Here is a 22,952-nt window from a genome sequence, read left to right as displayed (position 1 = left end):
CGGAGTTCCTACACCTCTCACCGGGAATTCTCCCAGGAACCGGTGATCATCGATGTCAGCCTCGCCACACGCTGATCGATACTCGTCCGGTAATCCTTTGTCAGCCTCCGTATCCGAGATGGGAATACTCGCGACCTCCAGCGCAGTCGGCCGGCGTCAGTGGTTCTTCTCGTGTGTCCCCCATCGACGTCATCGAGCTGTCCGCGAGTCCACCGGCAGGTGCGGGCGGCGGCGCGCGTCGTCGTGGCGGTGAGGGCGCAGCCTTCCGCCGGTGGTCAGCGATATCGGGCTAGCGGTCACACGTGACGACAGAAGATCTCGCTGAGTGGACGCTGAGTGTCAGCTGTGAAAACGCGGAAGGAACTCAGATCCGAGGCGGAATGTGGATGACTTCGGGGCTCTGTAACGGCAACGACCAAGGCGCGTCCGCGACCGCGGAGATAGTGATCGTCGCGTGGGCCGCCGCGCATCACAGTTGACCGTAGTCACCGACCCGCTTCCCTGCGACCCAGGTTTGCAGTACGCCGGTCTGCCAGAGTGCTCTGCCCGAGGGCAGCGCGAAAGGATCCTGGTCGACGAGGATGAAGTCAGCCCACTTCCCCGGTTCCAACGAACCCAGCACCGATTCCTGGTGCGCCGCGTAGGCGGCATCGAGCGTATAGGCGCGCAGTGCCTCCACCGGGGTCATCGTCTCAGCGGGATACCAGCCCCCGAGAGGCTTACCGTCGCGGCTGGTGCGGGTCACGGCCGCGTGCATGCCATCGAACGGGTTCTCTGTGGACACTGGGAAATCGGACCCCGCGGCAATGACCGCCCCGTGGCGCAGGAAGCTGCGCCAGGCGTATGCGCCGGCGATCCTGTCTCGCCCGAGGCGGCTCTCTGCCATGGTCATGTCGTCTGTCGCGTGCGTTGGCTGCATGGAAGCGATGAGACCGAGCTGGGCGAGCCGCGGGATGTCCGAGACCGCCATGATTTGAGCGTGCTCGACCCGATGGCGCCACTGCGACGCCCGGTTCGCCGGGAGTGCCTGCTGGTAGGCGTCGAGGACCATGGCGTTGCCCTGGTCGCCGATCGCATGGACAGCGCACTGGTAACCGGCCTCGACGACGCGGCGAACTCGGTCGTTCAGCTCATCCTGCGACATCCGGGGTAATCCTCGGGTGCCCGGTGCGTCGCTGTAGGGCTGCCACAGCGACGCACCACGGCTGCCGAGAGCACCGTCGATGTAGAGCTTCACGGTGCGCACCCGGACCAGGTCACGGGCAGCTGAATCGGTGCGGACCTCGGTGCCGATCTGGGTGAACGCGTCCCACGACAAAAATACGTTCAGCCGCACGGACAGCGTACCGGCGGCAGCCTCCTGATGCGCCACGGCGAGCTCGTCAGCCTCGGTCTGGGCGTCGCTGACTGAGGTCAGTCCCCTGCTGTTGAGCTTGCGCTGCGCGGCCCGCACATGCCGTCGGTGGTCCTCGGCAGTCGCTGTGGGCAGCTGATCCTGCACCAGTGACATTGCCGTGTCGACCAGCACGCCGGTCGGCTCGCTGTCACTTCCGACCATGACCTGACCACCGGCGGGTGCCTCGGTCTCATCCGTGATCCCTGCCGCGCGCAACCCCGCGGTGTTCGCGACGCCGGCGTGGCCGTCCACCCGTTCCAGCCACACCGGGCGGTCCGGCACCACCTGGTCCAGGTCCGCGGCGACCGGGAGCCTGCCGAGGCGCCACGCCCCCTCATTCCACCCCGTGCCGACGATCCACTGCTGGTCACGGTGATCGGCGGCGTACCTGCCCAACGCCCCCAACGCCTCCTCAAGTGACCACGTACCGCTCAAGTCGAGCTCGTCCGCTGCGGCCCCGAAGTCCCAGATGTGACCGTGCGCGTCGTGCAACCCGGGCAGGCAGGTCCGGCCGTGCCCATCGATCCGCCTGGCACCGGCGACGTTACCCGGATCGAGAGCCACTACCCGCCCGTCGGAACCGACCAGCAAGCTGCCGAAACGACGGAGCTGACCGCCAGCGATCGTGTAGCCGCGAACGTTGTCGAGCAGGAGCCGCTCGCCGCTATCTGCCGGATACGAGGTGTTGTCCGAGCAGCCGGCGAGCAGCCCCGGCGCAGCTGTGAGGGCCATCGCGTTCCCGGCGAGACGGAAGAACTGCGCTCGGGTCAGACCCGAGCGGCGAGGTCGATGCCGTGTGCACATGCTGTCGTCCTTCGGATTGAGTCGGTTGCCGAGCGAGACCCACCCACCTGTAGCGCTAGGGCTTGTCTCCTAGGTGGCAGCTTCCCCAGCGAGCCCGGTCAGGTGGCGCGACTGATCGGCGTGCCCTGCCATTGCCCGTGCGCTGGTACGGATTCCTCGGCCATGACGAGCGAGCCGCCGCCCACCGTCGTTGTGTCGCCGACCCGGCTCCCGGGCAGAAGGATGCTGCGCGGCCCGAGGGTGGCGTGTGGCTCGACACGGACAGTGTCCAGGCGCATCACGCGATCATGGAACAGGTGCGTCTGTAGCACGCAGCCGCGGTTCACCGTGGCTCCCTTCCCGATCTCGACGAGATCCGGCTCGGGCAACCAATGTGTCTCGCACCAGACTTCACGGCCGACGCGTGCGCCCAGCGTACGCAGCCACCAGTTCAGCACTGGCGTTCCGATCACGAGCGTGACCAGCCACGGGACCGCCACCATCTCCACGAACACGTCGAACAGCTCGTTGCGCCAGACGAACGAGCTCCACAGGGGATGACGACCCGGGGAGAACCTGCCTACTACCAGCCATTTTACCGCGGTGGTCACCAACCCGGCAAGGAACCCCGCCACGATCAGCACCACGCCACCGGTGCACACCGCCAGCGCCGCGCCGCCCCAGCTCCACACGACGTCAAGAGCCTCAAACGTCCCCAACGCCAACACACCTGTCACCAGCATCGGCAGCACTCTGCAGAGCTCGACAAGCCCGCGCGCTACGACCAGGCGACGTCGAGGCGTGAAGGTACGTCCAGGGTCATGGGCCTCAGCCCTGCGCCGCAACCGCAGGGGCGGACGACCGAGCCACGACGAATCGTCCGGCACGTCGTCGGGAGTAGTGGAAAGCACGCCGATCAAGGCACCGTCGCCCACTGCCCTGTCCGGCCCAACGATGCCCGAGTTTCCCACGAAGGCACGAGCCCCGACTCGGGCCCGCCCCAGCCGCAGCCAGCCATCACGCAGTTCGTACGGCGCGGCCAGGACGTCGTCGGCCAGAAATGCCGCGTCTGAGACGCGCAGCAACGCCGGAAGTGTCACGACGGTCGACAGCTCAACGGACCGGCCGATGTGGGCACCGAGCAGCCGGAACCAGCCGGGGGTGGCCAAGCTGGCGTAGAGCGGGAACAGTCGCTGGCGTGCTATGTCCATCATCTCGTGGGTGAACCACGCGCACCACCCCGTCGCACTGTGCACCGGGTAGGTACCCGGTCGCAGCATTCGACCGGCCACCCGGATGGACGCCGCGATGACGGCTGCCTGACACACCAGTCCACTCACCACGAACACCGGTAGCCACACCAGGAGCTGCACACCCGCCGCGGCGAGGGACGAGGTGGGCGGGACCACGACGCACGCGAGCACGATCCCCGGAAGAGCCGCCAAGCTCAAAACCATTCCTCGCACGGCGGAAGACAGCGTGTATGCCCATCGCCACGCCCTCGAGCGGACAGCCCTGGCCGGCGGCCATCCCTGCGTGGCTTCCGCCCGTACCGCCGGTGAGCCGCCCCAGCACTGCCCGTCCGGCACGACGCCGGCCAGGGTACTGCCCGGAAGCAGTTCGGCTCCGCGTCCGATGTCAGCGCCCGGCATGATCGTGCTCCGTGCTCCCACTCGCCCGCCAGCGCCGACCCGCACCGCGCCCACGAGCAGCTGATCGCCGTCGAGCCACCAGCCGGCGAGGTCCGCCTGGGGTTCGACCGCCGCGCGGTCACCGAAGGTCGCCAGCCCGGTGACCGGCGGCAGGGCGTGCAGCTCGACCTCATCGCCGACCCGGCACCCCAGCAAGCGGGCATAGCGGGTAGCGAGCGGAGTACCGGCGACCGACGTCAGCCCGAACGACGCGGCCAGGCGCTCGGCCGTCCACAGCCGCAGGTGCGTGCGTCCGCCTCGCCGGTACGTGCCCGGTGTGATCCGTCCTCGTACCGCCCGTACGCCCAAGCCGGCGACCAGCACCCGGCCTGCGGGGCTGAACATCGCCAGTGCCGCGGGCAAGGCGACCCACCACGACAGCTGCGGCAACCAGGTCTCCGGCACGAACAGGCCATACACATTTCCGGCTATGGCCATGGCCACCACCCAGCGCCCCGCGGTGACGGTTAGCAGCAGCACCTGGACGATCATCTGCAGCCAGCCGGTCCACCGCGGAACCGGCGCTACCACCCGGTGCGCTCGCGGTGCCTCGTCGGGGTCGACCAGCCGGCCGCGCAACGTCGCGGGAGTCGGGTTGCTGTACACATCCGTCACGGTCACATCAGGAAACCGCTCGCGCAGCAGGGAAACGAGCCGAGCGACCGCCAGGCTGGCTCCGCCGAGGTCGAAGAAGTCGTCGTGCATACCGACGTCGCTGCCGAGCAAGTCCCGCCAGAGGCCGAGCAACCATGCGGTCGTCTCGTCCTGCGCGTTGCGCGGCGTTTCCGCGGCGTCATGGGGTGCGGGCGGCAGCGGCCACGGCAAGGCGGCCAGATCGACTTTTCCCGAACCGCGGACGGGGAAATCCGGGAGTACCGCCAGCCGGGGCACCAGTGCCGCCGGTAGCCGTTCACGCAGCAGCCCAAGTACCTCCGCCCGATCGAATCGAGCTGGATCGCCGCAGACCGGCACCACGTATCCGACCAGCACGTCCAGGCCACCGGTGGTACGCCGGACCGTCGCGACGGCCGCGGCGACGGAGGGCACATCCAGCAGCGCGGCCTCGATCTCACCCAGTTCGAGCCGGCGACCGCCGATCTTGACCTGATTGTCCTTGCGCCCGATGAACTCGAGACCGTCTGGGTGCGCCCGCACGAGATCTCCGGTGCGGTAGGCCCGTGTCCAGCCCAGCGCTGACGACGGTGTGAACATCTCCCCGTCTTTGGCCGCATCGAGGTAGCGGGCGAGACCAACACCGCCCACGACCAACTCGCCGACGTCATCCCACTGGACTGGCTCACCATCAGGACCGACAACGGCGAGACGCCACCCGTTCAACGGCAACCCGATACGCACTGGTTCACCGTCGCGCAGCTGCGCCGCGCAGGCCACCACAGTGGTCTCGGTGGGACCATAAGTGTTCCACACTTCGCGGCCGCCCCGGGCGAAGCGTCGTACCACCGCCGGCGGGCACGCCTCGCCGCCGACGATGAGCAGCCGCACCTGCGCCAGCATGTCGGGCGACCACAGCGCCGCCAGCGTGGGAACCGTGGACACCACGGTGATCCGCTGCTCGGCCAGCCACGGCCCCAGGTCGGCACCGCCGCGCACCAACGCCCGGGGGGCCGTGACCAGACACGCGCCATGACGCCAGGCAAGCCACATTTCCTCGCACGAGGCGTCGAAAGCCACCGACAGCCCCGCCAGCACCCGGTCACCTGGGCCGAGCGGGACATCGCGCAAGAACAGCTCCGCTTCCGCGTCCACGAACGCCGCCGCCGACCGGTGACTCACCGCGACGCCCTTCGGCGTGCCCGTCGACCCTGAGGTGAAGATGATCCACGCGTCGTCATCGAGCCCAGGCTGCCTCGCGAGACGGCCTGCTTCGGGGAGCGGGCTCAGCACAACGACGCCGTGCTCGCCCGATACGGCGCACACCCCCGCCTGCTCCCAGACCAGGTCGGCACGCTCCTGCGGGTCCTCGGCGTCGACCGGGACGTACGCCGCACCCGCCCCGAGAACCGACAAGATCGCGACATACAGTTCGATCGAACCGGATGGCCGCCGTACGCCCACCCGGTCACCCTCTCCGATGCCCCGCGCACGCAACTTCCCGGCCCGCGCAGTCACCAGGCGGCTCAACTGCCCGTAGGTCAGCGTGCGCGTCCCGTCGTCGAGAGCGAGCGCGTCGGGCCAGGTCGCCACGGAACTGTTGAGAATATCGATCAGTGTCCTGGCCTGCGGCGCGGATGCTTCTCGATAGACCGCCATTTCGGGAGAAGTGACGATCACCTCAACACTCACAGCGAACCCTTCCATACTTTTCAAGCATGAGAACCGGCACTTTACCCACCTTTTGCACTTCAGCGAAAGCAACCGAAAGGCTTACCGATTTCACCATATCCACTCGCGCGTCAACGAGGAAAGTGCCATCCGCTCGACCGAACGAGTATCTCGCAGCAGATACCTGAAAGATCACCTATTCGAAAGAAGATAGTCCCCTACCATCCACATTCAGGTCGGCTGGTGGCCATCCGCGAACTCCCACCGAGTTGTGCCGGGGCGGCGCCATCGAACCCCGGTTCACTGGAGCGTCGTGAAAATACCCTTGGCACCAGCGCTTTTGCTACCACGCACGCTTCGTCACATACGCGCCCAACGGCCACCTCGCCACCTGGAGCCACCCACTCGAAGAGACACGCGATCGGCCACGTAGTTTCCACCGTCCTATCACTAACCAGCAAGTTACACGACAGCGCACGTCCGTCCGCGGTCACATCGCAGAACACTACTCGGCGGCGTCTTGGTGTTTTCTCAGCGCACACTCAGCGTCCGCTCAGCATAAATACTATATCCTCGCGTCGAACAGAAATTTAAACAATTCCAGATGTACACCCGGCCGCTGATATCACGTGAGCTATTCAGGCACGAATGCACCGTCACGTGGACCGCGCTCGTCCAGCACCGAGGACGCGACCCCGGCAGGAGCGCCGTTGAAGACAGCCGCTCCAGCGTGCCATGGTGGAGCCATCGCCTCACCGACGACGGGACTTTCGCAAATGCGCGGAGCGTGGACAGTGGCTGTCCTGACGGCGAGTGTCGTCCTGGTGACAGCGTGCTCATCACCGCAGACCGCGCCAAGCCCGGCCCCCGCGACGTCCACGGCCGATCCCCTTGATCTGACGGAGTTCGAGAAGGCACCGTGTGGCCTTGCGAGCCCCGAACAGATCACACGGTTCTATCTGGCGGCGCCCGGCACGGTGGCACGCTCCCAATCCATCGTGTCCTGCCAGTGGAGTTCGCGCGATCCGCGGGCACCACGCTACGAGGCGGCCGCCGACCCGCACTCCGGCGGCATGGCGGGCTTGGAAAGTCGGCGCTCGGCGTTTCCGTCGTTCGAGCGAACCGTCATTCACAACTATCCGGCGGCGCACGTCAAAGACAGGTCGGACACAGTCGGCCACAGCCGATGCACCACCGAGGTCGGCGTCACCGCAGACACGCTGCTGGTGATCACCGCCACCGTTACCGAACGGTCCACCACGTCGGAAGATCCCTGCGACGACGCCGACCGGTTCGCCGGGTCCATCATCGGTTTCCAAGGCCACCGTGCCCCGTAGCCTCAACTAGAGCGTGTCTGCTAAAGATCGGTGGGTTGGTGCGCGATGCTGGGCGGGTGCTGCGTGCGAACGAGATTTCTGACGGGTTGTGGGCGTTGATCGAGCCGGTGTTGCCGGCGGGTGGGCATCAGGGACGGCCGTGGAATGACCATCGGTTGACGCTGGAAGGGATCGTCTGGCGTTATCGCACCGGATCTCCGTGGCGGGACGTTCCCGATCATTTCGGGGTGTGGCAGTCGATCTGGGAGCGGCATCGCCGCTGGTCTGACGACGGCACCTACGTGCGACTGTTCGCCGCGGTACGGGCGGCTACTCCCGAGCGTGACGAGCAGCTGCGTAACCTGCTGTCGATCGATTCCACCATCGCCCGCGCGCATCAACATTCAGCTGGTGCGCTGCGCGATGCCCACATAGGGGGCTCGATCGAATGACACGAATCTCGCCCACGAACCAGCCGACCACGCTCTGGGTCGATCCCGTGGTGGGCTGAGCACCAAGATCCACGCACTGACCGACCAGTTCTGCTGCCCGTTGACCGTGCTGCTCTCACCCGGCCAGGCCGGTGACAACCCCTACCTCAAGCCGCTACTGGCAGCACACCGGCAGGGCGACACCGCAGCGTTCCGGTTGCTGGTGTCGTAGCTCACGGGTTTCCCGGTCGCTGCGCTCACCGGAATCCCCACCTGGCCGTCTTGCAGGCCTGCACTCGCCTGCAGGGTGACAGAACCTCGCCGCGCCTGTAGGCATTGGTGTGTCAAAACGGTACGTCCGATCATGGCTATCTCGAATTTGTCTTTCTGTTAACCAAGGCCTTGATACGCATCGACAGGTGCGGTATCAGCGAACCGCACGCGTAACGTCACCAGGCGGAAAGAGTGAGGATCATGGATCACGAGCAGCATCGGAGGCTTCCTGCCCGTACCGGACAACAGCCGCGGACTCGCCCAGTCCCGGACCGGCCGTCCGTGCGCCGTCATCCGCTGCTGGCGGCGGGCCGGGTGGCGGTAGGGGTGGCGTCTGCGCTGGTGCTGGCGGGCACTGGTGCCGCGTCGACGATGCTGACGAGCCTGGTCGGTGGACTGCAGACGTCGGACGCGCTGGGCACAGACGCGCCGAAGTCGTCCGGTGGGGCGCTGAACATCCTGCTGATCGGGCTGGACTCGCGTAAGGACCAGGACGGCCACCAGCTGCCCAAGGAGATCCTCGACCAGTTGCACGCCGGCGACGGCACCGAGGGCGGCTACAACACCAACACGCTGATCCTGATGCACATCCCCGGCGACGGCGGCAAAGCCAGCGCGGTGTCGATCCCCCGCGATGACTACGTTCCGGTGGCGGGGATCCCCGGCTACACCCAAGCCAAGATCAAAGAAGCATACGGGCTGGCGAAGTTCTACGCGGAGAAGGATCTGGCAAGCCACGGTGTCACGGACAAGACGGAGCTGGAGCATCGGGGCCGTGACGCGGGGAGGAAGAAGACCCTCGAGACGGTGCGCGGTTTCCTGGAGGTGCCGATCGACCGGTTCGCCGAGGTCAACCTGGCCGGGTTCTATGACCTCGCCACCGCGCTCGACGGCGTCGAGGTGTGCCTGAACCACCCGGTCAAAGACAGCTACTCCGGCGCGGACTTCCCCGCCGGGCACCAAACTCTGAACGGCTCGCAGGCACTGTCATTCGTACGGCAGCGCCACGGCCTTGACAACGGTGACCTCGACCGCACCCACCGCCAGCAGGCGTTCCTCGCCTCCGTGGCGCACAAACTGCGCAGCGCCGGTACCTTCACCGACTTGCCCAAACTGAACAACCTCATCGACACCGCGCAGAAAGACGTGGTGATCTCCGCCGGCTGGAACCTCCTGTCCTTCGCCGGTCAGGCGCAGAACCTCACCGGCGGCAACCTGGAATTCTCCACGTTGCCGATCGCGGGCTTCGACAAGGTCAACGGCCAGGACGTCAACAAGGTCGACGTCGACCAGGTCCGCACCGCGGTGCGGACGGCGTTCGGCCTGGCGGCCCCGCCGCCCGCGACGACGCAGGCGCAGGCCTCGGCCACGGTCGACGTTCGCAACGCCACCGGCCGTACCGGCCTGGCGGCCACGGTGGCGCAGGCGCTGGGCCCGTACGGGTTCCACACCGGCGACCTGGCCAACACCACTGCCGGTGCGTCGGCGGTCGCCTACGGGCCCGGCGCGAAAGCCGACGCCGGCACCGCGGCCGCCCTGCTCGGCGGGCTTGCGGTGACCGCGGATTCCCGCATTCCGCGAGGGCGCGTCCGGATCACCCTTGGCGCGGGTTTCACCCTGCCGCGCACGCTCGGGCCGCACGGTGCCGATGCCGCGCCCGGCGCGCCCACCACCACGCCACCGCCTGGTCCCGCCACACCGGAGCCGCCAGTGAACGGCCGCCCGCAGGGTGGCACGGTCGACGGCAGCGGCATCCCTTGCGTCAACTGACCGGCTCGCGGATCGGCACAGTACTGCTCGAACGCATGCTGCTGTGGTCGCCGGTTCCGGCACAGGCAGAGGGTGGCCGGGTACGGCCGCTCGTGCTAGCCGCCCTCGGTGCGTTCGCACTCGCCGCGGCACTGTTGCTGGTGCTGCATGTGGATCCCCAGGCCGGGCCGATCGACCCGTCACCGCGATGCCCAGTGACTACGCGCTGTGCCCTGGCTGGTGGCTGTGGGACGGCACGCTGCTACCGACCGCCGCCGGTTCGGCCCCGGTGCTGCTGGCCATGCACCGGGCCCGCGTACTGCTCGGCTGGCCGGTGGCCAACGCGATGGCCCTGTGGTGTGCGAGCCTGCTCGGGGTCGTGGTATTCACCAAGGACCCGCAAGGCGGCACGGTCAGCATCACCGGCAAAATTCACCTCTACGCGACTGCGCTGAGCTGCGTCAGTCTCCCGGTCGTCGGCTGGGCGCTAGGCCGCCGGCACCGCACCCGGCAGGAGTGGCGGCGGTTCGCAACCTGGTCCCGTCGGCTCGCGCTGGCCGCGATCCCGTTCTTCCTGCGTTCATCGTCCCCTTCGCCCTCAACCTCATGCTGGGCAGCCACGTGCCGACCGTCGCGACCGGGCTGGTCGAACGGCTGATGGCGATCCTGGAACTGGTGTTGCTGGTCCTGCTCGGCGCGTGGACACGACACGCGGCTGTGGTTCAGGTGGCATCCGGATCGACTGGTGCCCGCTCGCCAGGCTCTAACGGCCTCACCGCGGCCGTTGCCGTCGACGCCGAGACCTGACCGCCACCCGCCGGGGTGGCAGTCATCGTGCGTTCGGTGGTCAAGGTGTCGTCGAGCAGGTAGCGGTTCACGACGGTCCTCGGATTGAACTCCCGCAGCGCCTGCAGATCCCGCAGCGGCTTGCGCAGATCCTGAAACTCCGGCCCGAGCTCCGCCCGGAGCTGCTCCTGGGCACCGGAGGCGTAGTCACGGACCCGGCGCATAGTCTGTGCCAGCCACTGAGCCGACTCCGGCAACCGCTCCGGTCCGAGAATGAACAGCCCGGCGACCAGCAGGATCAGCAGATGCTCCAGGCTAAGACCGAACACACTGGTACCTCCTTCAGCCTCGCCGCGATCTCTGCGGAACCGGCAAGACCCATCGTAGGGCAGTCGTGCTCGCACGAATGAGTTCGTCAGGAGTCGAAAGGCCGCCGGGTGAGGTGGCGGGTCTCCTAGACTGGTGGTGTTGAACGCTACAGGCGGGCACCATGACCGATCAGGAACGGCGGGGAAGCTCGACGATGGAGCAGCGACGCAGTGACTGGCCATGGCTCACCGTCTGTGCTCGCCCCCATGCTGACCAGGTTGCACCGCGACCCCTTCGGCAAGTGTTGATCCCGGGTTAGCTGCACCCAGCGTGACGAGTGTGCCCGCCAGCTCGTCGGCCGACCGGGAGGGTCAGCGGACGCGACGAAACGCGCCCGAAGCGGCGGCATCAGGGCCGTACGAACGGCCGTGCGGACGGACGGACTTGACCGCATGGCTGTGCTGGCGACTGGCCTCGTTTCACCTGGTGCTCGCGCTGTGGCGGCCTGCTCACCGTCGTCGGGATCGTCATGGTGCTCTCCGCGTCATCACGGTCGTCCTACGACCCAGCGAGAGACTCTGGCGTATACACACAGTGCCGCAGGCATCTCATGTTCGTGGTCATCGGCGCGGTGATGTTCTGGATCGGCCTGCGCCTGCCACCGCACCGGATCAGGAAACTCTCCTCAATCGCGACGGCCGTTTGCCTTGGATCCCGGGTCCTCGTGCTCACCCCGCTGGGCACCAGCGCGGACCGGGCGCAGCGCTGGTTCGTACTCGGCCCGGTCTCGTTGCAGCCGGTCGAGATGGCCAAGGTCGCGCTCACGTTGTGGGGCGAGCTCACCCTGGTGACCAAGGCCGACGTGCTGCACCCATGACGGGCACCTGCTGGTGCCCGTCATACCGGCAGCGCTGCTGATGGTCACGCTGGTGCTGGCGCAACCGAACCTCAGCGGCACGATCACCCTGGCCGCGGCCGACAACACCGACGTGTACGCGTTCGTCTCCCCCGACAAACCCGACACCGTCACCCTGATCGCGAACTTCGTTCCGCTCGAAGACCCCGATGGCGGCCCGAACTTCTTCGAGTTCGGTGACGACGTGCTGTACGAGATCCACGTCAGCAACTCCGGCAATGCGACCGCGGACATCTCCTACCAGTTCCGGTTCCACACCGAAATCCGGAACGAGAAGACCTTCCTCTACAACACCGGGCCCATCACCGCGCTAAACAGCCCCAACTGGAACCGCCGCCAGTTCTACTCGATGACCAAAGTGGACCGTAACGGGACTAGGGTCCGCGGTGGTGTGAAGAACGCCCCGTGCCCGCCGTGCAACATCGGCCCGGCCTCGACGCCCAACTACGCCGCGCTCGCCGCGTCCGCGGTCACCACCACCGAACTCGGCGGCAAGGTCTTCGCCGGACAGCGGGCCGAAGGTTTCTACGTCGACCTGGGTGCGATCTTCGACCTCGGCGACCTGCGGCCTTTCCAGCAGCTCAACGTGCTCAACAAGATGCCGGCCGCGCCGGGGGTCAACTCCACGGCCAACAAGAACATCCACTCCATCGTGCTGCAGGTCCCCAAGTCCCATCTGTCGCCGAAGTACACGGACCCGAAAGACCCGCAGTCCACGATCGGGGTGTGGGCCACCGCGAGCCGCCAGCAGACCCGCGTGTACAACGTCCCGAAACCCGGCGAGGTCCTCAACATCGGCCCGTACGTCCAGGTTTCCCGACTCGGCAACCCGCTGGTCAACGAGGTCCTCATCCCGCTGGGCAAGAAGGACCTCTTCAACTCCGCGCAGCCGCACAACGACAAGCAGTTCGTCGACGAGGTCGCCCACCCCGAACTGGCGACGCTGCTTCCGGTGCTCTACCCCGGGGTGTTCCCGAACCTCGACAAGCTGAACAAGTCCGGGAAGCCTCGAGCCGACCTCGAAGCGGTGCTGCTGACGGGGATCCCAGCCGGGATCATCCCGGGCTTCCAGAACTACACCGGCGCCACCCAGGCCGACATGCTGCGGCTCAACATGGCGATCCCGCCGAGCGCGAGCCCGTCCAACCTCGGCCTCGTCGGCGGAGACGCGGCCGGTTATCCCAACGGGCGCCGCGTGTTCGACGACGTAACCACGATCGAACTGCGCGCCATCGCCGGCGCGATCTACCCGCTGATCGACAAGACTTACACCCCCGACGCCGCGGCGGGCGCGATCACTCCGGGGTTGACGTCGTCGAACACCGACCTCACCGCGAAAAACACCGTGCACTACCTGCCGTCGTTCCCCTACCTCGGCACACCGCACTCCGGCTACGACGCACGTTAACGTCCCGCGGCATGAATCCGCCGGGTGTGCGCACGGCGTACACCCGGCGGATCCGGGCCTTTCCACCGACCAGGACTTCGGAGCCATGACCGAACAATCACTGCACGCCGTCCAGTCCGCCGTCGTCCTCGACATCGGCGGCGACGTCGGCGCGCTAGTCCTCTACACCGGCGAGGAAGACGACGAAGCCGAGATCGACATCAGCCCGGGCACCGACCCTGCCGCGCCGCGTACCCACAACCAGGTGCACCCGCGGCGCACCCGCGCCGGAGTCGTCTACAGCGCCGTCTACCCCACGCTCGCCGAAGGCGAGTACACCCTCTGGCGCGACAGCGACACCCCCGAGGCCACCATCGTCATCCGCGGCGGGCACGTCACCGAACACCACCTCTCCGCACCGCTCGGCACCAGCCACACCCATTCCCACGGCGACCATACCCACCAGCACAGCTGACCACCTCCGCGCAGCCAGCGGAGCCGTTAACCAGGTCCGATACTCCCCCGCTTCGTCAACGCTGTGCTCCGCGTCCGGTTCGGGGGTACGCCTCGCTCGCACCGGACTACAGTTCGATCCGGGTTCCCATGACGACGGTGCGGTCGACCGGCAGCCGGAAAGCGGCCGCCGGCGAGGCGGCGTTGTGCGCCATGCTGATGAACAGTCGCTTCTGCCATGGTGGCATGCCGCGTCGCGGTCCGGGTTCGATGGTGATCCGGGACAGGAAGTAGAACGCGTTGTCCAGGTCGGCCTCGAGTTCGGTGGTGAGCATGAACGCGTCGCGCAGCGCTGTGGGGATGTTCTGGACGTCGTGGAAACCGAAGCGGACGGACAGGTGCACGATGCCGTCGTCGAGGGAGGACAGCGAGTCGACGGTGAGACGGTCGTTGCGGGGCACGTGGGGCACGTCCTGGGTGACTACGGAGACGATGACGACGTGTTCGTGCACTACGCCGTTGAACTCGGCGTTGGCGCGCAGTGCCAGCGGCACGGTCTCCTTGGTCGGATGCGGGAACACGGCCGTGCCGGGGACCCGCGTGGGGGGTCGGAGGCGTAGCTGTTCGATGAAGTCTGTCAGTGGACCTTCGGTGGCGGTGCGCCGGTTGGTGATGAGGAGGCGGCCGCGCTGCCAGACCAGCATCATCGTGACGGTCAGCGTGCCGAGCAGCAGCGGGAGCCAGCCGCCGTGCCCGATCTTGGTGAGGTTGGCGGCAAAGAAGATCAGTTCGACGCCGCCGAAGACGACGGCGACCACCACCAATCGCCACGGGTGCCACTGCCATGCCGATCCGGCCAGCACTAGGTACAGCGTGGTGGTCAGCAGTAGCGTACCGGTCACGGCCACGCCGTAGGCGGTGGCCAGCGCCGCCGACGAACCGAACGTGACCATCAGGACGAGCACGGCCCCCAGCAGCAGCCAGTTCACGGCGGGCACGTAGATCTGGCCGCTTTCCTGCCGTGAGGTGTGCCGCACCCTCATGTGCGGCAGGAAGCCCAGCCGCATGGCCTGCCTCGTGACGGAGTAGGCGCCGGAAATGACGGCTTGGGAGGCGATTACGGTGGCGGCGGTGGCCAGCGCGACCATCGGGATCTGCGCCCAGTTCGGGACGAGCAGGTAGAACGGGTTCTGTACGGCATCGGGCTGCTGCAGAATCAGCGCGCCCTGACCGAGATAGTTCACGGTCAATGCGGGAAACACGATGGCGAACCAGGCCAGCCGAATCGGTGGCCGGCCGAAGTGCCCCATGTCCGCGTAGAGGGCCTCTGCGCCGGTGATGGCCAGCACGACGGCACCCATCGCGATGAATGCGACGTAGGGGTGCTCCCCGGCGAAGACCACGGCGTAGCTGGGTGAGAGGCTTCGGAGTACACCTGGATGGACGACGATCTGCGGGATGCCCAGCGCTGCCAGGACGAGGAACCACAGCAGCATCACCGGCCCGAAGAGCAGGCCTACGCGGTGGGTGCCGAACCGTTGGGCGAGGAACAGCACGATCAGGATGCTCGCGCCGATGGGCAGAATGGCGTCCCGCGCGCTCGGGGCGACGACGTCGATGCCCTCGACCGCGGACAGTACGGAGATGGCCGGGGTGATCACGCTGTCGCCGAAGAACAGCGCCGCACCGACCACACCTAGCAGCGTCGCGACCGCCACCAGCCGCGCCTTACCGGTGACCCGCCGCCGGATCAGTGCGGCCAGCGCGAGGATGCCGCCCTCGCCGTCGTTGTCGGCACGCATGACGAAGAGGACATACTTCACCGACACAACGAGCAGGATCGACCAGAAGACGAGCGAGAGCACGCCGTAGACGTCTGCGGGCACCGGCCGCACCGCGCCGTTGTCGATCGAGAACACGGTGTGCAGCGCATACAGGGGGCTGGTGCCGATGTCACCGAACACGACTCCCAGTGCCCCCAGCGCCAGTGTGTTCAATGCTTTTCTCGTCGGGCTCCGAGAGTCGTGCGGTGCCTGCCGCGATCCGTTTGCGTCTGTGCTCATGCGTTCAGTGTGCCCACTGCGGCTGCCGAGATCCTGCACCACCGCCGTGTTACGCCACTCGATCGGCTTTGTCCCGATTTGCGCAGATGTGACCGCACTTGCCGAACACTGACCGGCCTCACAGCAGCGAACGCCGCAACGATGATCGCCACCGTAGGCGGCAGGTGTTCGCCGCCGCTCGTCGACATCCCGATCGGCACCAACCAGCGCGACGTTCTCCTCGCTGGTGTCACCGGACTCAATGGCGCTCAACGCTCTCCTGGTCGCCGCGATGGCGAGGGCCTACCGTCAATCAGCTGGTCCACGCCGGTCCGGTGCCGCACAGCCGAGCGCCGTCTCGGCGGACACGCTGAACGCCCGGTACGTCCAGTACCCGACCTTAAGCCAGGAGGCGGTTTCTAGTTGAAGATCGCGTTCTGGGGAATGTCGGTATCCCTACGCAGAGCATCGAACATCTCTGTCGACTTTGTCTTGTCCCAGTTCTCCGCCGAACCGGACGTCACCGGGACCGTCGTGGTCGTCACCCCACCCGAGGAGATACCGCGCAGCCCCAGCGCCAGCCCGACAAGATTGTTCACGTGATCACCAGTGTCCATGGTCAGCGCGGCCGGCGCTGACGACAACAGGGGGATCACGTCGAACGGGTTCAGCAGCGTCGCGGGGCTGGCGATCTGGCTGACGAGTGCGCCGATGAACTTCCGCTGGTTGGCGACCCGATCGAGATCCGAGCGCGGGGTAGCGGCGCTGTGGCGCATCCGGACGAACCCGAGTGCCTGCGCGCCGTTGAGGTCCTGGCAGCCAGCCTTGAGTTGGACGCCGGTCTCGGTGTCGTTCATGTCCTTGTCGAGGCACATGTTTACGCCGCCGATAGCGTCGACGATGTTGGCGAACCCGGCGAAGCCGATCTTGGCGAAGTGGTCCATCCGCAGGCCTGTGGCTTCTTCGACGGTCTCCACCAGCAGTGGCGCGCCGCCGAGGGAGAATGCGGCGTTGATCTTGTTGGTGCCGTGGCCGGGGATCTTGACCTGGGAATCGCGCGGCAGGCTCAGCAGCGCCGGCTTGGTGGAGTTGTCGGGCAGGTGCGCGATCATGATCGTATCGGTGCGCTCACCACCGGCGTCGGAACTGTCTCCTGTGGCCAGGCGGTCCTGCTGGGCGGTACTGAGCCCGGCACGACTGTCCGAGCCGACGATGAGCCAATTGGTCCCGGACGCGGCCGCGGGACGGCCGGAATAGTCGTGCAGCGCGGAAACCCGGCTGATGGAGAACTCCAGGTATATCCACACACCGGCGACGAACAGCACGAACACGACAAGCAGCGTCAGCAGGATACGGCCGACCCCCCACCGACGACGACGCAGCGGACGCTCACCCGACAGCCCCCGCGGCGGTAGATCGTGCCGCGGCGGCGGACCCGGCGGATACTGCGGACGAGGCGGCTCGGAGCGCATCGGCTGGATCCGCTGGCCATAGGGCGAGGGCACATGACCGGGCAACGCCATCTTCTGCCGCGCCCGACCGCCCGATGACGGACGAGACCCCGCAGGCGGACGCCTGCCGTCATTGCCCTCGTAGGTCACCACACACCACCCGTTCCACTTGCGTGCATTGCCCGTGCCCCGGTTGTCCAGGCAGCCACGGTAAACACAGTGATAGACGTCTGACCCACTCGTCAGCTTGTGTCGCGATCTGCCACTACCGTACGCAGTGTTTCATTCCATCGCAGTTCACCCACGATGATTGGCCTTCTGAAGGTTCCCTGTCATCCCGGGTCTTCGCACAAGGACTGTGTGCGTTTCGGCGAGCGGCGTCTGAGGCAGCCGAGCCGGAGGCTGCGACGCAGCGGGGCGCCGCGCTGCGTCGGTAATCCGCAACAGCAGAGCCACCAGAACGTAGTTCGCCAGCAGAGACGACCCGCCCTTCGACAGGAAAGGTGCGGTGATACCGGTTTCGGGGATCAGTTTCGTGACACCGCCGACGACGACGAAGATCTGCATGACCACAGCGAACGACAACCCGCCGCCGAGTAGTTTGCCGAACGTGTCCCGCACCGCCAACGCGCCGCGCATCCCGCGCATCGCCAGCAGCAGGTACACCATCAAGACCGCGGCCAAACCGATGAAACCGAGCTCCTCACCGATCGCCGCGGTGATGAAGTCCGTGCTCGCCTCCGGCACCATGTCCGGGCGACCCGCGCCAAGTCCGGTGCCACCGACCCCGCCGGTACCGAGACCGAACAACCCCTGCGCCATCTGGTATCCACCACCAGGTTTGTCATACGTCGCCAACGGATCGATCCAGTTCACCACCCGTTGCCGCACATGGTTGAACAGGTTGTACGCGACCACGCAGCCGCCGGCGAACACCCCTATCCCCAGCACGACCCAGATACCGCGCCCGGTGGCGACGTAGACCATGACGAGGATGATCCCGAAGAACAGCATCGCCGCGCCGAGTTCCTTCTCGAACGCCAACACCCCCATACACCCGCCCGCGGCGGTCAGGATGGGGCCGAGATCGCGGGCGCGCGGCAGCTCGACGCCAAGGACCTTCTTACCCGCCACCAAGAACAGATCCGCCTTGGACACCAGGAACGAGGCGACGAACACGACGAGCAGAATTTTCGCGAACTCACCGGGCTGGATCGACAGTGGCCCGAGCTTGATCCACACCTTCGCCCCATTCACCTCCGAGATCGAACTCGGCAGGACAGCCGGCAGCATGATCGCGATCATGCCGGCCAAGCCGCTGAGGTAGCCGTAGCGCGCCAGCTTGCGATGGTCCTTCACCACGATCAGGACGGTGAGAAACAGCGCCAGCCCAATCACCGTCCACAAGATCTGTTTTGGCGCCGCAGGCGAGAACGTGGTACCGCCCTGGATAGCCCGATCCTCCAGTGCGAGGTCGATCCGGTAGATCACGACCAGCCCGATACCGTTCAGCAGCGCCGCACACGGCAGGATCAGCGGATCGGCGTACGGCGCCCAGCGGCGGACCGCGGCATGGGCGACAGCAAAAGTCCCGAGGTACGCCACGCCGTAGCCGAGGATCGCCCAACTCCACGGGTGGCGCTGGTTCGCCTCGACGAGAATCAGGGCTGCGGTAACGATGGCCGCCGCGAACGCGAGGAGCTTCAGCTCCATACCGCGCAGCGTCGGTACTTCGCCAGTGGGATGTCCGGGCACTGCGCCCACAAGCGGACCTGGCAGCGGTGTGACGATCTCTGACATCCTTCCCGCGAACGCAGCGCGCGGAGTCGAGCATCTGTGGACGACAACACATCGGGCGGTTTCACTGCCCGGTCGGCGTGGAGGAATGCGGGCGAGACCGCGCTACCCGCTTGACGAAGTCACCGGCTAGCCGTCGTCGTGCCGACGAGAAACCTTTCGTCGTCGCGTGTGTGTCTCCGGCGAGGCCGGCGGAGATGCCGCGCGCGGACCACTTCCGGCGCGGCGGAAGCCCCACACCATGACCACAACCAGTGCGCACAACAGCAGCACCAGAACGATCGAACTTGTCGCCACGTATCCACGATAGGAACACCACGCTGAGGGGACGCTGAGGGGATGCTGAGGAAAGACTGAGTGTCCACTCAGGAGTGGATCACCACTGGCGTTGAACCCCCGGGCGCCCCACCGGCCACCTGCCACGCCGGCCGGTGACGCTCCCCGTGAACAACCGGCGCCCACTTTGCTGTGACCTTGCCGTGTCTATACGACTGCTGGAACAGGCGTTGGCGCACCGGGCGTCGCCCGCGACGCCCAGGTCGCGAGGACCGCGAGGAGTAACAGCTGCAGCGCCACCATCACGCGCTCGAGCAGGCCCGTCGGCAACGCGGGCAGCCGCTGAACACCGACCAGGACATGAACGGCGAAAGGCACAATAAACGGCAGGAAGAACGGAACTGACAGCTCCGCCGATCGACGGACCCAGCGGGCGAGGACCCGCCATCGCTCGTGGGTGCGATACCGGCGCCCCAGCACCCATCCACCCAACGGCAAACTGACACAACTGACCGCGGTGGCGGACAAGTGCAGTTTCCCGGCCGCGGTGACCGCGCCACCCTGCGGATCCTTCGTGAACACGGCCACCATCACCACGCTCACACACCACAAGACCAAGCACGACACCGGAACCCAGCCCCGTAACAATCCTTGCCGGTAGAGCACAATCGTCACCGCGACCGAGCCGAGGCTGGTCAGGCACAGCGCGGAATCCCACATCCACCATCCCGGGCGCAGCGCGTACTCACTCAGCATGGAAGCGATCGGATTGATACCGCCCCACCGGGGATCGACGTGGAGGATGGTCAGCAGGATCGCCGCGACCACGAAACACGCCCGCGCGAACCAGACCAGCCCGCGCACACCTGAACCGGGCGACATGACCGTACGGCGATCTCGTGGCAGTGCGGGTAAGGCCGCGGACGTGACAGACATGCGTCGAGACCCTACGTCATCCGCTCGCAGCACCGCAGGCGATGCATTCACCAAGCTCACCGGCGTTGTAGTGGGATCAGGGGACGATGACACGGGACCCACGGCATCATTCGGTACCACAAAGATTAACCGAAGGTAAAACAGCAGATTCGGAATGCCCAGCGGCGCGATTCTTGGTCCCCGACTATACCGATCATATTTCGAGGTGTATTCACGAGGGTGGGCAACCACGCCTGGTGACCACACGTCTTGACCTCAGGTTGTTCTGTATCGCGGGAACGTTGTCGATGTCAGGTAGAGATGGGGATCGGCCCGGCTTCGGGCGCCCGGGCAGCGGCGGGACTACCCGCCGCGACGGCCTACCGTACCGGCTCGCCCTGGCCCGGCTCCGCGGGATGCTCGTGCGCGCGAGCGGCGGACAGCCCGGTGCCGGCTCCCCCAGCGCTAGGACCGCGCGGAACGGTTCCGGGAACCGTCGTGGGCGGGGGCCGGTGCGGCGTTCGTCGGTGTGCTGTCGCTGGTGGTGTTCGCCGCGACCGGCTACGCCTGGACGCAGTACACCAGCCTCATCGCGGGACTGCACACCTCCAATGTCCTCGGCGGTGGCGCGCGCCCACCTCTGCCCATGGCAACACCAACATCCTGATCATGGGGCTAGACAACCGGCTCGACGAAAACAGCAACCCGCTCCCTCACGACATCCACGACGCCCCCCACACAGGAGACAGCCAAGACGGCGGCTATAACGCCACCGTCCTCATGCTCCTGCACGTCCCCGGCGACGGCAGCAACGCCACCTCCATCTCCATCCCCCGCGACGACTACGTCGACCTACCCGGCTGCCCCGACCAGCATGTAAAGGCAAAACCAAACAGGCCCACGGCCTCGCCCTCGATGCCAAATCCAAACGACTCGCCGCAAGGTGGCACCGACAAGATCCAACGCGAACAACAGACCCGCGACCCCGGCCGCGCCGCCGAAATCGCCACCGTCCGGCAGTTCCGCGGCGGCGTCGCCATCGACTACTTCACCGAAGTCACCCTGGTGGCGTTCTTCCAGATCGCCCAAGTCGTCCAGCCGATCACCGTCTGCGTCAACGACGACACCCAGGACAACTACTCCGGCGCGAACTTCCACCAAGGACAACAACAAGTCAACGCCGAATAGGCAGTCGCGTTCGTCCGCCAACGCCGCGCCTACGTCCACCCAAGCTTGAACTTCACCGACCTCGACCGCGAACGCTGCCAAACAGGCGTTCATCGCCTCCCTGGCCTACCAGCTCAAGAACGGTGGCGTGTTCACCAGTCCGGCGAAGCCGCAGGGCATTCTCGCCGTCGCCAAACAGAACATCGCCATCGACTCGGGACTAGATCTGCTCAGCTTCGCCCAGCAGGCCTCCAACCTCACTGGCGGCAACATCAGCTTCGTCACTCTGCCGATCGACCACTTCGGCAAAGACCCCCACGGCCAGGACGTCAACCTGGCCCAGGTACGCGCCACCGTGCAGCAACTGCTCGGCAACACCCCGGCCGCCCCCGCCCCGGCAACGGACCCCGCCGCACCCGCGGCAGCCACCGGCACCGTCGACGTGGTCAAGGCGACGTCGCGCACCGGACTCGCCGGACAGACCCAGCAACTCGCGGTCACCCCCGGTTTCACCACCGGAACCACGACCACGGACAGCAAGCACCTGAGCCGCTCGAAGATCTACTACGGTACCGGCGGATCCGCCGGTACCACCACGCTCTCGGGCTTGCTGGGCGGGATCACCACCGCACGACACCGCCCTCGCCGCAGGCCACGTACGCATTATATCGGCGCGGATCCTGCCAGTCGCCTTGTCGCTCACGGGATCAGTGGCTTGACGAGCCAGATGATAGGAATGTCGGCATGAACATGACGGAGCAGGACATGGCGACCATGGCGCTGGAGAACACCTCTGAACCAGAAACGGGCCACGGTCGTCCTGCGTCGCGTGAGAGCCGGTGGTTGTTCGTGCGGTTGATCGCGGCCTTCGTTGTCGCGGTGACCGGACTCACACTCGTCGGGGTGCCCGGCACCTCGCCCTTCGACGGACGCCCAGATCTCTGGAGCAAGGCCCTGACCTTCGGCGGTACCCTGATGTTCATCGTGGGTGGCGTTACCGCGACCCGCATCCTCGGCGCTCATGTCGAGGGCAGGTTGACGCACCGGCGTTTCGGCGCCGCCAGCTCGACAGTCCGCGTCATTATCACCACCATCGGCTACTGCATAGTTTCGCTGACGGCACTCAGCCTCATCGCCGTACCCCTCCAGCAGCTCGTCCTCGGTGGCGCACTCACCGGCGTCGTGGTCGGCATCGCAGCACAACAAACGCTCGGCAACGTGTTCGCCGGACTGGTCATTCTGGCAGTACGTCCTTTCCGTATCGGCGACACCATCGAAGTCCGCTCCGGGGCGCTTAACGACCCGTTTACCGGACGCGTCACCCACCTAGGCATGACCTACGTCGCTCTGGCTCTCGACAGCGGAACTTTACTTCTCCCGAACGCCGGCGTCCTTGCCGCCGGTGCACGGCAAAGGCAAGATCATCTAGCGTGACGTCGATGTAGCAGCGCGTGATCGTCTGCGGCTGGGTGCGACGGGCACAGGGCGCAATATGGGGATGACCTCCTGTCTGGAAATATGAGGTTTGCGA

The 22,952-nt window shown here is 66.6% G+C and carries 16 protein-coding genes and 1 pseudogene; 10 read left to right on the top strand and 7 right to left on the bottom strand.

From position 1 onward, the window contains the following. Positions 1–469: 469 nt before the first annotated feature. Positions 470–2,128: an amidohydrolase gene (locus QMK34_RS37525; protein ID WP_326419519.1), complete on the bottom strand. Its 1,659-nt coding sequence runs from the start codon at positions 2,126–2,128 to the stop codon at positions 470–472. Positions 2,129–2,298: 170 nt separating this feature from the next. After that, positions 2,299–6,174, bottom strand: a complete 3,876-nt coding sequence (locus tag QMK34_RS37520; protein WP_326419518.1) for a Pls/PosA family non-ribosomal peptide synthetase — start codon at positions 6,172–6,174, stop codon at positions 2,299–2,301. A 773-nt stretch (positions 6,175–6,947) separates the two neighbouring features. Between QMK34_RS37520 and QMK34_RS37515 the strand changes: the two genes are divergently transcribed. The 4 genes from QMK34_RS37515 to QMK34_RS37495 all read left to right on the top strand — a co-directional run bounded on the left by QMK34_RS37515 (position 6,948) and on the right by QMK34_RS37495 (position 10,580). Beyond that, complete coding sequence (locus QMK34_RS37515; RefSeq protein ID WP_326419517.1) at positions 6,948–7,490, top strand: DUF3558 domain-containing protein; 543 nt, start codon at positions 6,948–6,950, stop codon at positions 7,488–7,490. Between the two features lie 56 nt (positions 7,491–7,546). Further along, a complete protein-coding gene (locus QMK34_RS37510; protein WP_326419516.1) occupies positions 7,547–7,921 on the top strand; it encodes an IS5 family transposase in 375 nt (124 codons plus the stop codon). 534 nt (positions 7,922–8,455) lie between these two features. After that, the gene (locus tag QMK34_RS37500; RefSeq protein ID WP_326419515.1) at positions 8,456–9,943 is read left to right on the top strand and encodes an LCP family protein; all 1,488 of its coding nucleotides are present in this window, start codon (positions 8,456–8,458) and stop codon (positions 9,941–9,943) included. 187 nt (positions 9,944–10,130) lie between these two features. Next, complete coding sequence (locus QMK34_RS37495) at positions 10,131–10,580, top strand: DUF998 domain-containing protein (RefSeq protein WP_326419514.1); 450 nt, start codon at positions 10,131–10,133, stop codon at positions 10,578–10,580. A 64-nt stretch (positions 10,581–10,644) separates the two neighbouring features. Here the strand turns inward: QMK34_RS37495 and QMK34_RS37490 are convergent, their stop codons facing one another. Beyond that, a complete protein-coding gene (locus tag QMK34_RS37490; protein ID WP_326419513.1) occupies positions 10,645–11,037 on the bottom strand; it encodes a twin-arginine translocase TatA/TatE family subunit in 393 nt (130 codons plus the stop codon). 424 nt (positions 11,038–11,461) lie between these two features. On the opposite strand from QMK34_RS37490, the pseudogene QMK34_RS48095 reads away from it, so the two are divergent. From QMK34_RS48095 to QMK34_RS37480, 3 genes and pseudogenes are all read left to right on the top strand, one after another. Continuing rightward, positions 11,462–11,988 (top strand): annotated as a pseudogene (locus QMK34_RS48095) (FtsW/RodA/SpoVE family cell cycle protein); the annotation flags it as partial. An 18-nt stretch (positions 11,989–12,006) separates the two neighbouring features. Beyond that, complete coding sequence (locus QMK34_RS37485; protein ID WP_442785302.1) at positions 12,007–13,341, top strand: DUF4331 domain-containing protein; 1,335 nt, start codon at positions 12,007–12,009, stop codon at positions 13,339–13,341. A gap of 85 nt (positions 13,342–13,426) precedes the next feature. Continuing rightward, the gene (locus tag QMK34_RS37480; protein ID WP_326419512.1) at positions 13,427–13,795 is read left to right on the top strand and encodes a hypothetical protein; all 369 of its coding nucleotides are present in this window, start codon (positions 13,427–13,429) and stop codon (positions 13,793–13,795) included. Between the two features lie 106 nt (positions 13,796–13,901). Here QMK34_RS37480 and QMK34_RS37475 read toward each other — a convergent pair whose 3' ends face one another. The 4 genes from QMK34_RS37475 to QMK34_RS37460 all read right to left on the bottom strand — a co-directional run bounded on the left by QMK34_RS37475 (position 13,902) and on the right by QMK34_RS37460 (position 20,203). Further along, on the bottom strand, positions 13,902–15,836 hold the full coding sequence (locus QMK34_RS37475; protein WP_326419511.1) for a potassium transporter Kup: 1,935 nt from the start codon (positions 15,834–15,836) through the stop codon (positions 13,902–13,904). Positions 15,837–16,234: 398 nt separating this feature from the next. Continuing rightward, positions 16,235–17,287 carry an LCP family protein gene (locus tag QMK34_RS37470; protein WP_442785300.1) on the bottom strand — a complete coding sequence of 351 codons (1,053 nt, stop codon included), beginning with the start codon at positions 17,285–17,287 and terminating at the stop codon, positions 16,235–16,237. A 276-nt stretch (positions 17,288–17,563) separates the two neighbouring features. Continuing rightward, positions 17,564–19,066, bottom strand: coding sequence for an FtsW/RodA/SpoVE family cell cycle protein (locus QMK34_RS37465; RefSeq protein WP_442785299.1), 1,503 nt, complete (start codon positions 19,064–19,066; stop codon positions 17,564–17,566). Positions 19,067–19,546: 480 nt separating this feature from the next. Further along, entirely contained in the window at positions 19,547–20,203 is a 657-nt protein-coding gene (locus QMK34_RS37460; RefSeq protein ID WP_326419508.1) for a DUF998 domain-containing protein, read from the bottom strand. Positions 20,204–20,923: 720 nt separating this feature from the next. Here QMK34_RS37460 and QMK34_RS37455 point away from each other — a divergent pair. The 3 genes from QMK34_RS37455 (at position 20,924) to QMK34_RS37445 (ending at position 22,855) form a co-directional block, all read left to right on the top strand. Beyond that, positions 20,924–21,442 carry an LCP family protein gene (locus QMK34_RS37455; protein WP_326419507.1) on the top strand — a complete coding sequence of 173 codons (519 nt, stop codon included), beginning with the start codon at positions 20,924–20,926 and terminating at the stop codon, positions 21,440–21,442. A gap of 127 nt (positions 21,443–21,569) precedes the next feature. After that, complete coding sequence (locus QMK34_RS37450) at positions 21,570–22,169, top strand: LytR C-terminal domain-containing protein (RefSeq protein WP_326419506.1); 600 nt, start codon at positions 21,570–21,572, stop codon at positions 22,167–22,169. Next, positions 22,166–22,855, top strand: coding sequence for a mechanosensitive ion channel family protein (locus tag QMK34_RS37445; RefSeq protein WP_326419504.1), 690 nt, complete (start codon positions 22,166–22,168; stop codon positions 22,853–22,855). Before QMK34_RS37450 ends, QMK34_RS37445 begins: the two co-directional genes overlap by 4 nt. The last annotated feature ends 97 nt before the right edge of the window (positions 22,856–22,952 follow it).

Source organism: Amycolatopsis sp. H20-H5 (genome assembly GCF_035828755.1).
Lineage (GTDB): Bacteria > Actinomycetota > Actinomycetes > Mycobacteriales > Pseudonocardiaceae > Amycolatopsis.
This window is presented reverse-complemented; position numbering and strand designations above follow the sequence as displayed.

Coding starts and splice junctions, on each gene's coding strand:
- QMK34_RS37525 (WP_326419519.1), bottom strand. CDS start 2,128: ATGGCCCTCACAGCTGCGCCGGGGCTGCTCGCCGGCTGCTCGGACAAC.
- QMK34_RS37495 (WP_326419514.1), top strand. CDS start 10,131: ATGCCCAGTGACTACGCGCTGTGCCCTGGCTGGTGGCTGTGGGACGGC.
- QMK34_RS37480 (WP_326419512.1), top strand. CDS start 13,427: ATGACCGAACAATCACTGCACGCCGTCCAGTCCGCCGTCGTCCTCGAC.
- QMK34_RS37475 (WP_326419511.1), bottom strand. CDS start 15,836: ATGAGCACAGACGCAAACGGATCGCGGCAGGCACCGCACGACTCTCGG.
- QMK34_RS37470 (WP_442785300.1), bottom strand. CDS start 17,287: ATGCGCTCCGAGCCGCCTCGTCCGCAGTATCCGCCGGGTCCGCCGCCG.
- QMK34_RS37465 (WP_442785299.1), bottom strand. CDS start 19,066: ATGTCAGAGATCGTCACACCGCTGCCAGGTCCGCTTGTGGGCGCAGTG.
- QMK34_RS37455 (WP_326419507.1), top strand. CDS start 20,924: ATGGGGCTAGACAACCGGCTCGACGAAAACAGCAACCCGCTCCCTCAC.
- QMK34_RS37445 (WP_326419504.1), top strand. CDS start 22,166: ATGAACATGACGGAGCAGGACATGGCGACCATGGCGCTGGAGAACACC.